Genomic DNA, 9456 nt, shown 5'->3' on the forward strand with positions numbered 1-9456 from the left:
GAGGAGACAGTGGTGATGACAGCGCAGAAGGACTCCCGCCGTGCCGCAAGGCGGCGGCTCGTGCAGGCGGCAATACTCGCCAGTGGATTGATGCTGGCGGTGCCCGCCATGGCGCAGAGTGCCAGCACGCAGAATTGGCCGTCTCGGCCGGTACGTGTGGTGGTGCCATACCCGCCGGGTGGCGTGTCGGACGCGGTAACCCGCCTCGTCATGCAGAAACTGGCCGAACGCATCGGACAACCGGTCGTAGTGGAGAACCGCCCGGGTGCCAACGGCATGATCGGTTCAGACAACGTCGCCAAATCCGCGCCGGACGGCTATTCGCTGCTGGTTGTGGTGGCCGCGCACGCGATCAACCCGAGCCTGTACCAGAAGATGAGCTACGACCCGATCCGGGACCTGACTGGTGTGAGCGAGATTGGGCGTATTCCGCTACTGATGGTTTCGAGCGCGCAGTTGCCGCCGAAGTCGGTAAAGGAACTGGTGTCGTGGGGCAAGGCGCATCCGGACCAGATGACCTTTGCCTCGAGCGGCAGCGGGTCAGGCGCGCATCTGGCCGGTGAACTGTTTTCACAGGGCACAGGTATGACGATGACGCACGTGCCATACAAGGGCATCTCGCCCGCGTTGCCAGACCTTATCTCAGGGCAGGTGGCCGTGATCTTCGACTCTGTACAGACCATGATTCCGCTGGCGAAGGCAGGCAAGGTTCGCGCGCTGGCCATCACCAATCCGCGCCGCTGGCCGGCCGCGCCCGATGTGCCCACCATGGCCGAAGCCGGCTATCCGAACATCATGCCATCGAGCTGGATCGGTGTGCTGGCGCCAGCAAAGACGCCAACCGCCATCATTGACAGACTGTCCGCGGAACTCGACGCCGTGGTGCACGCGCCGGACGTCCAGGCCAAGCTGATCGACTACGGCATTGACCCGGTTGGCGGCAAGGCGGATCAGTTCCAGGCATTCATCAAGGAAGAAGCGGGGCGCTGGGCCAGCGTGGTGCAGAAGGCGGGGATCAAACTCGACTGATGCGGATTGATGCGGATTGATGCGGATTGATGCGATATGCCGGTAGCGCCGGCATATCCCGACCACAATGAAAAACGGGCTGCCTTGCGCAGCCCGCGTCCGTTCCATGGTCCGTTGCGTCAGATCACGCCTCTCTCCCGGAAGGCCTCCACGTCCGCTGCCGACATTCCCAATTCGCTCCGGAGCGCGGCTTCGGTGTGCTGGCCAAGTTGCGGTGGCGCGGTCATCGTGACCGGCGTGGCAGAGAAGCGCAGTGGGCTGCGCAGCGTCGGCGCCTCGACACCACTGCCGTGCGGCAGGCGTACCAGCAGTTCGCGGTGCCGGACTTGCGGATCGTCGAAAACGTCGTCGATGTCGTTGATCGGGCCACATGGCACGCCTGCGCCTTCCAGGGCCTGAATCAGGTCGGCAAGACGCCAGTTCAGCAGACGCTCACCCAATGTCTCGCGCAGAACCGGGCGATTTCGTACGCGGTCCATGTTCTGCAGGAATCGCGGATCTTCGATCAACGACGCACACCCGATCACGCGACACAACGCCGCGAACTGACCGTTGTTGCCGGCGGCGATGATGACGTGGCCGTCAAGGCAGGCGAACACCTCCGAAGGCGATGCCACCGGATTGGAGTTGCCGGCGCGCTGCGGCACCTTTCCCGTCATGTGATAGCCCAGCGCGAGATGGCCGTTGGCGGCCACTGCGGCATCGATCATCGCGGCATCGATGAATTGCCCCTCACCGGTAGCCTGACGGTGATAGAGCGCGCCCATCAGTGCCACCGATGCATACAGCCCCGTGAGGATATCCGTCAGTGGAATCGCGGTTCGCATCGGCGCCGCGCCGGGCGTGCCATCGGGCTGCCCGCAGGTGCTCATCAGCCCCGCCATCCCTTGCAGGATGAAGTCGTATGCGGGGCGGGGCGCGTAAGGGCCGTCCGGACCAAAGCCGGTCACGGAGCAATAGATGATGTCGGGACGCAGCGCACGGATGCTCTCGTAGTCGAGTCCGTACTTCTTCAGGCTGCCCGCCTTGTAGTTCTCCACGACGACATCGCACTGCGCTGCCAGTTGGCGTACCAGTTCGGCGCCTTCCGGCTGCGAAATATCGACGGTGACCGATTGCTTGCCACGGTTGCAGCAGAGGAAGAACGCGGAGTCGTTCGTCACGTTGCCATCGACGTCGGTCAGGAATGGACCCATCCGACGCGTGTCATCGCCATCACCGGGTTTCTCGATCTTGTAGACGGTGGCCCCCATGTCCGCCAGGTTCTGAGTAGCCCACGGCCCGGCCACAACACGGGTCAGGTCCAGTACCTTGATGCCCTGCAGGATTGCGCTCATGCGATGACGAAAGGCGAGTCGATCGAATCAGCATGATGTGTCGCGCAGCACGCACTCGCAATTCGTCAATGCCAAAGGCAGGGTTTCCGCCAATACGTTCGCGACGCCTCTCACGTATCGCATTCGAGACTGAAGCGCGATGCCGTCATCCCCTGCGAGGCGGCTGCCTCACCCGTCGGAACCGTTACAGATTTGTTACTGTCTATACCGGTATATGCAGACAGGGGACGCATAATGGATCCCATGCAGTCGGGGGCAGTGCCCCTACCCGAAGCAGAAGCACGGCGGCAGTTGCGTCGCGCTGTCATCGCAAGCACCGTGGGTACCACGATCGAGTGGTACGACTTTTTTCTCTACAGCACGGTAACCGGCCTGGTGTTCGCCAAGCTGTACTTTCCCGAATCCGATCCGCTCGTTGGCACGCTGCAGGCGTTCCTGATCTACGCGGTAGGCTTTGTCGCGCGCCCGGTCGGCGCGGCCATCTTCGGGCACTACGGTGACCGTATCGGTCGCAAGGCCACGCTTGTGGCCACCTTGCTGTTGATGGGACTGGCAACATTCGCAGTGGCCTTCGTGCCGTCCTATGCGCAGATCGGGATCTGGGGCGCCGTGGCACTGACGGTCCTGCGCTTCATCCAGGGGATTGGTGTTGGCGGGGAGTGGGGCGGTTCAGTGCTGATGTCGATGGAATGGGCACGCTCCGACTCGCACCGCGGCCTGGTCGCGTCATGGCCGCAGTTCGGGGTGCCAGCGGGATTGTTCCTCGCCAACCTGGCGGTATTGGGCATGAGTTGGCTGGCCGGCGATCAGTTCTTGACCTGGGGCTGGCGTGTGCCGTTCCTCCTGAGCATCGTGCTGATCGGGATCGGGCTCTACATCCGCCTGAACATTCTGGAGACGCCGGTCTTCGCGCGGCTGCTGGCCGAGCATCGGATCGAGAAAACGCCGATGCTGGAAGTAATCCGGCGCCAGCCGAAGGACATCTTGTTGTCGGCCCTGGTCCGCATGGCCGAACAGGCGCCGTTCTACATATTTACGGCCTTTGTGTTCACCTATGGTGTGATGACGCTGGGCATGTCACGCGATCTGCTCCTGCTGGCCGTGCTCGCGGCATCGGTGGTCGAGTTCTTCACCATTCCGTACTTTGGACATCTGTCCGACGTGCTGGGCCGGCGCCGCATGTACATCGCGGGCGCGATCGCAGTCGGCGTGTTCGGCTTCCTGTACTTCGCGATGGTCGACACCCGCAACCCGATGTGGGTGTTCATCGCCATCGTGCTGTCGCTTGTCCCGCACGCGATGATGTATGGCCCACAGGCGGCGTTGATCGCGGAGACGTTTACAGGTCGCCTGCGCTATAGCGGGGCCTCGATGGGCTACCAGCTAGCGTCCGTGATTGCGGGCGGCCCGGCACCGCTGATTGCCACGGCGTTGTTCGCCCACTATCACACCGGCTATGCCATTGCGGTCTATGTGCTGGTATGCGCAGCGCTCAGCGTGTTCGCGGCCGTGAAGCTGCGCGACTATACGAACAAGGATATTTCTCGGGAGTATGACGACGCGGATGTCGCGCATGTCACGCACGCGGTATGACGGACGGTGAATTCGACCGGGGGAACAAACGACCACCGAGAAGAGGAAAGAAGAGGAAAGAGGGAAGGGAAAAAGACCGGACCTGCCTGCTTTGGGCTGACTGGAAAGTGTCGAACAGATGTCGAACGTATGGCAGGTCCGGCGAGAAACCGTGGAAAGCGCCGCAAGGAGTGCGGCGCGTGGGTCAGGATGGCACCGATGTCGGCTGCTGTGATGCGCCCCTGCCCAGAGCGCGCAGGGGAAGGTCGGCCAGCACCTCGATGCGCTGGACTTCGGTCATGGTGTCCCAAAGACCGATCTCGACCGTGGTTCTGCGGCAACCCTGGCAGTACTTGCCTGCCAGGTCCATGCGACAGATGTTGATACAGGGGTTCGCGGCGGGCATGGTATGTCTCAGGCAGCCTTGCGCAGCGGCAGGTTCTTCTGACCCGACTTGCGGTTCGGGAGCATGCCATGGGCCGCCAGCGTTTCGTCGACGCTGTCGTACCAGGTGCCGATGCGATAGATCTCGCGTGCTTCCTTGCCCGAGGCGACCTCGCGGCCCAGTTCCTTCGCCACGCGCACGCACTGCTCGATCTGCTGCACCGACGTCATGCGGTTGCCGTGCTGGTCGATGATCGTGTCCTCGATGCCGCAGCGCGGGTGCATGCCCATCGCCATTGCCATCATGTTGAACGGCAGCACGTTCTTGAGTAGCGACTCGGCGGTCAGCGTGCAACCATCCGGCGCGCGGTGGATGAAGTTGAAGAAGTTGAACGGGTTCGGACCGTCGAAGCCACCGCCGATGCCGATCCAGGTCAGGTTCAGCGGCCCCTTGTAGGCGCCGGCGCGCACCATGCGTTCCAGCGTTTCCATCGCGTGGATGCCGGTGAGCTGGAAGTGCGGCTGGATGCCGGAGGCGCTCAGGCGGCGCAGGTGCTCTTCCACCCAGCCCGGGCCAGCCGGCACGGTCATCTCACGGTAGGCTTGGATATACGCAGGGTTGGACAGCGACGTACCCTCGAGATACTCGGGGTAGAGCAGTTCCATGATGTTCATCTGCGTGGTGTTGATGGCCACGGTCACCTGGTCCGGCTTCGGGTCCAGATCGGCCAGCATGTGGCGCGTGTCGTCCGACAGCCATGTGGCGGCCTGGCCTTCATTCTCCGGAGCAAACGAGATCGAACCACCCACCTGGATGATCATGTCCGGCACGGCCGCGCGGACGCCAGCGATCAGTTCGTTGAACTTCGACAGGCGCTTGGAGCCCTTGCCGTCCAGTTCGCGCACGTGCAGGTGCAGCACCGTGGCACCGGCGTTGTAGCAGTCGACGGCCTTCTGGATCTGTTCCTCCATCGTCACGGGGATGTCTTCCGGGAAGTCCTCCGGCATCCACTCGGGGCCATACGGCGCCACCGTGATAACAACCTTGTCCATGTTCTCGGGGTGCAGGGAGTCGTCGAGGAACTGCATACTGTGTCTCCTGTTGTTCGAATGCGTACTTCGGTGCCGGAAGTATCGACGAACGGCATTGAAATATTTGACGACCAGGGACACACGATTTACATTTCGGGACACTCAGGGAAAACACGATGTCCTATTTTCTTCGCAGTGCCAGCCTGACCAATTACATGGAAGTTGCGCGCGCCGTAGGGCTCGATCCGCACCAGATGCTGCGTGCCGCGAAGATCAACCGGGACGTGCTGCTGGACCCCGATATCCGCATCCCCGCCGCATCGGTGGGGCGTCTGCTCGAGGCGTCGGCGCGCGACGGGCACGCGGAGGATTTCGGCCTGCGACTGGCGGAGTTGCGGCAGTTCTCGAACCTGGGGCCACTTGCCTTCGTGGTCCGCGAGGAACCCACGCTGCGCCGCGCGCTGGAGTCGATGGTGCGCTACATGGGCCTGCAGAACGAGTCCCTGGCAATGCGCGTGGAAGAGATGGATGGCTTGGTGGTGATCCGCCTGCAGATCCTCAGCGACCAGCCCGCAGGCTCGATGCGGCAGGCTACTCAACTGGCCGCCGGGGTGATGTTCCGGATGCTCAGCATGTTTCTCGGGCCCGCGTGGCGCCCGCGCAGCATCTGCTTTTCGCACGCGCCGCCCGAAAGCCAGACCACATACCTGCGCGTGTTCGGGATGCCCGCGCTGTTCAATCAGGATTTCGACGGAATCGTCTGCGTGGCCTCCGATCTGGAAGCGCCGCTGCCGTCCTATGACCCGGTGATGGCGCAGCAGGTCAAGCGCTACCTGGGCACGCTGCTGGCGCAATCGAATACCACCATGGCGGACAAGGTGCGCAAGCTCGTCTACGCATTGCTGCCAAGCGGCATGTGTTCGATCGACCGGGTGGCTCAGCACTTGGGAGTGGACCGGCGCACCATCCACCGCCGACTGGCGCAGGATGGCACCACTTATTCGCAGATCCTGAACGAGGCACGCGCAGGGCTGGCTACAAGCTACATCGAGAACCGCTCACGCCCGCTGTCCGAAGTTGCGACGCTGCTCGGCTTTTCGTCGCTGAGCGCATTCTCGCGCTGGTTTGGCAACCAGTTTGGCTGCAGCGTTTCGAAGTGGCGCACAACGCGAACGGGCGAACGGGTCGAGGAGACCTGATCGCCCAGAAGAAAATCGGCCACACGGACGGAGGCCCGTGCGACCAAAGGCGAACATCGAATCGGACCAGGCGAGGGGAACGGGTAAAACTCGCCTGGCCGATTCACGCCAGTAGAACCAATCCGAATTGGGTCAGAACTTGTGGCGAAGGCCCAGGCTCACACCCACCATGCTGCTCTGGCCGGTGCCGAGAATGTAGCTGTTGCCGGTGGCGCCGGTCGTGGCCAGCTGGTTCGTGTTCGCGGCGTCCAGCGTCAGGCCGGCATTCTTGGCGTATGCGGCGCTCAGGTACACGTCGGTACGCTTCGAGAAGCTGTAGTCCGCCACGAAGGCGATCTGCCACGGATTCGGTGCGTGGGTGTTGTTGAAGTAGTCGCGCTTGAGGTTGTCGTAGTCATACTCCAGCGTCAGGCCCACAGCAGGCGTCACCTGATAGTTCGCGCCGATCCAGTAGTAGTCGTCGCGCTGAAGCTGGGCGCCGGTACCGTTGTTATCGACCTTGCCCCAGCGGTAGCCAGCCATGATCTTGGCGACCTGACCGATGGCGTAGCTGCCGGCCACCGAAGCCTTCTTCAGCGTGGCAGTGGTGCCCTGGTAGACGCCGGCGGCGTTGTTGACCGACGGGTTCCACTGGTCATAGGCAATCGCTGCGCCGAACGGGCCAGCCGAGTACGTGAATGCGCCGCCGAAGGCGCTGTCGCGGCGGAATGCGCCCGGGACTTCACCGTTGCCACCGAAGGCGCTTGCACCGCCCTGGATCGCCAGGTTCGGCACACCAGCGCCGAACGAGAAGTGGGCCAGCGCGGTCACCGGACCGAACACGCCCGTGTAGGCAATGGTGTTGTCTTCACGGAAGTTGTTACCGGCCATGAATGCCGCCGGTTCGTACTGCGTGGCATACGCCGTCGGCATGAAGTTGGCCATCGCCACGAACAGCGAGGTGTACTGGCGACCCAGCGTGATCTGACCGTAGGTGTTGTGCGAGATACCGACGAATGCCTGACGACCGAACAGACGGTTGCTCTGCTGCATCGTGCCGTTATCGACGGAAATACCGCTTTCCAGCACGAAGATGCTCTTCAGGCCGCCGCCGAGATCCTCCGTACCACGAAGACCCCAACGCGAACCAGACAGGCCGCCGGAGTTCACGCGGAACACATTGTTGCCGGCGCCCGGATTCGCGGTAAAGCCCGCGGCCGAGTACGGCGCCACATGGTTTGCGAATTCCAGGCTGGTGTCGAGCACGCCGTAGAGCGTAACGGCAGACTGCGCGTAGGCGCTGCCGGTACAGGCGAGCAGTGCGGCCATGGCCATGCCCTTGAGCTTCATAGGTCAATCTCCTCTCTTTTTTCTCGATTGCTATTTGGGGGGTTCCCGTCGGAAATGGTTACTGCGGTTACTTCTGTGGACAAAACAAAAATCGGTGTGCCTCGAGCATGGTCAGGCGCGACGCATCAGGCGCTCCACGAGCGTCATCGCGTACGGCCATTCGCCGTAGCCCGCAGCGGGGTTCAGGTGGCCGACCTCGCCGAGATCGACCAGTTCGCTGCCCCAGTCGCGCGCCATCTGCTCCACGCGATCGAAGCGCGCCAGCGGATCGTTGCGGCTGGCGCCAACAATGCTGGGGAAGGGCAGCGGGCGACGCGGAATCGGCAGCCAGCCGTGCTCGTCGAGCGTGGCGTGGGTGGGATAGCCGGCGGGCATCGGGTTTTCGAGGTCGGCCGGTGCGGCGAGCAGCGCGGCGCGGATCTTGCGGTGATGCTGGGCCGCCCAGTGGACGGTGATCATCACGCCGGCGCTATGCGCGACGAGGACCACGGGGCCGTCGATCTCGGCCAGGGCTTCGTCCAGCGCGGCCACGCGTGCCGCGCGGCTCAGCTTGTCATGCTCGAGCGGCTGTACCGATCGGGAGTTGGGGATCTGCGCCTGAAGCAGGGTCTGCCAGTGCTCGGGCACGTGGTCGCGCAAGCCGGGAACGAACAGTACGGTGGTGTCAGCCAGAAAGTCCATCGCGAAAACGGGTAAGTGGTGTTGGGGTCAGCGATTGCCGGCGGCGGCACGCATACGCTCCAGGCGGTGTACGTCCGCGCTGTAGGTGCGACGCCCGATAACGAAGCAGACGGCGGCCAGCAAGCCAACCAGCGGCAGGAACTGCAGCGCGCCGCGCAGGCCGATGTGATCGGCGATCAGGCCAGTGAAGAACGGACCCGGCGCGAGTCCAAGCAGGTTGTTGACCAGCGTGAGCGTGGCAAACGCGGAGCCATGAATCGCAGGCGCGGTCAGATTGGCCACCGCGGCGCTGGCCGGGCCGGCCGTGCCGCCTGCCAGCAGCATCCCGGCGCCGATCAGCACGAGCTGGGCCGTGCCCGGCGGCAGCTGGAAGGCTGCGCCCAGCAGCACGCAGCAGAGCACGCTGTAGGCGATGGCCACGATCCACTTGCGGGCCGGGATATGACGGGCAATCCAGTCGGTGAAGGCCCCGCACATGATCATGCCGGCGCCACCGATCAGCACAAAAGCGGCGGCAGTCAGGCCGGCTTGCGCGCCGCTCATGCCGTAGTAGCGGCCGAAGTAGCTCGGCAGCCAGGCCAGCATCGAAGCCATGACGAACAATTGCAGGGCGCTGCCCACATAGGCGCAGAGAATCGAACGGGTGGAGAACAGCGCGGAGACCAGCGGGCGAAGCTCCAGCTTGGCCTGCGTCTGGCTGGCGGAGACGTCCTCGCCGAGTTCCTGGCGGCGGGCCAGCAGGCCCTTCTCAGTAATCAGCAGGCGGTACAGCGCCACCAGGATCAGGCCGAAGAGCGCCATGCCGGCGAAAGCAACGCGCCATCCGAAGTGGGGGTCGCCTCAGAAAACGGAAAATAAAGCACGCTAAGCCGGTTGCAGCGGTCGTAGCGGCC

8 protein-coding genes and 1 pseudogene are annotated in these 9456 nt (G+C 63.5%); 3 read left to right on the top strand and 6 right to left on the bottom strand.

Translation table 11 applies throughout. The annotated features are described in order from the left end of the window. Positions 1-15 precede the first annotated feature (15 nt). A complete protein-coding gene (locus WD006_RS28175; RefSeq protein WP_029307913.1) occupies positions 16-1029 on the top strand; it encodes a tripartite tricarboxylate transporter substrate binding protein in 1014 nt (337 codons plus the stop codon). A 119-nt stretch (positions 1030-1148) separates the two neighbouring features. On the opposite strand, the gene WD006_RS28180 is transcribed toward WD006_RS28175, so the two are convergent. Continuing rightward, a complete protein-coding gene (locus WD006_RS28180; RefSeq protein ID WP_029307912.1) occupies positions 1149-2366 on the bottom strand; it encodes a CaiB/BaiF CoA transferase family protein in 1218 nt (405 codons plus the stop codon). Positions 2367-2600: 234 nt separating this feature from the next. On the opposite strand from WD006_RS28180, the gene WD006_RS28185 reads away from it, so the two are divergent. Continuing rightward, positions 2601-3959 (top strand): MFS transporter, encoded by a 1359-nt coding sequence (locus WD006_RS28185; RefSeq protein WP_029307911.1) that lies wholly within the window; start codon positions 2601-2603, stop codon positions 3957-3959. Positions 3960-4143: 184 nt separating this feature from the next. On the opposite strand, the gene WD006_RS28190 is transcribed toward WD006_RS28185, so the two are convergent. Together WD006_RS28190 and WD006_RS28195 are read right to left on the bottom strand one after the other, a co-directional pair. After that, the gene (locus WD006_RS28190) at positions 4144-4344 is read right to left on the bottom strand and encodes a DUF1289 domain-containing protein (protein ID WP_011516462.1); all 201 of its coding nucleotides are present in this window, start codon (positions 4342-4344) and stop codon (positions 4144-4146) included. 8 nt (positions 4345-4352) lie between these two features. Continuing rightward, the gene (locus WD006_RS28195) at positions 4353-5411 is read right to left on the bottom strand and encodes a 3-keto-5-aminohexanoate cleavage protein (protein WP_011516463.1); all 1059 of its coding nucleotides are present in this window, start codon (positions 5409-5411) and stop codon (positions 4353-4355) included. 119 nt (positions 5412-5530) lie between these two features. Here WD006_RS28195 and WD006_RS28200 point away from each other — a divergent pair, with 119 nt between their 5' ends. Continuing rightward, positions 5531-6553: an AraC family transcriptional regulator gene (locus WD006_RS28200; RefSeq protein WP_029307910.1), complete on the top strand. Its 1023-nt coding sequence runs from the start codon at positions 5531-5533 to the stop codon at positions 6551-6553. A 132-nt stretch (positions 6554-6685) separates the two neighbouring features. On the opposite strand, the gene WD006_RS28205 is transcribed toward WD006_RS28200, so the two are convergent. From WD006_RS28205 to WD006_RS28215, 3 genes and pseudogenes are all read right to left on the bottom strand, one after another. Then, a complete protein-coding gene (locus tag WD006_RS28205) occupies positions 6686-7882 on the bottom strand; it encodes a porin (RefSeq protein WP_011516465.1) in 1197 nt (398 codons plus the stop codon). A gap of 111 nt (positions 7883-7993) precedes the next feature. Beyond that, positions 7994-8563: an RBBP9/YdeN family alpha/beta hydrolase gene (locus WD006_RS28210; RefSeq protein ID WP_008644746.1), complete on the bottom strand. Its 570-nt coding sequence runs from the start codon at positions 8561-8563 to the stop codon at positions 7994-7996. A gap of 27 nt (positions 8564-8590) precedes the next feature. After that, positions 8591-9394: pseudogene (locus WD006_RS28215) on the bottom strand (MFS transporter); the annotation flags it as partial. Positions 9395-9456: the final 62 nt, after the last annotated feature.

It is taken from the genome of Cupriavidus sp. Met-2, assembly GCF_049843575.1.
Taxonomy (GTDB): domain Bacteria; phylum Pseudomonadota; class Gammaproteobacteria; order Burkholderiales; family Burkholderiaceae; genus Cupriavidus; species Cupriavidus metallidurans.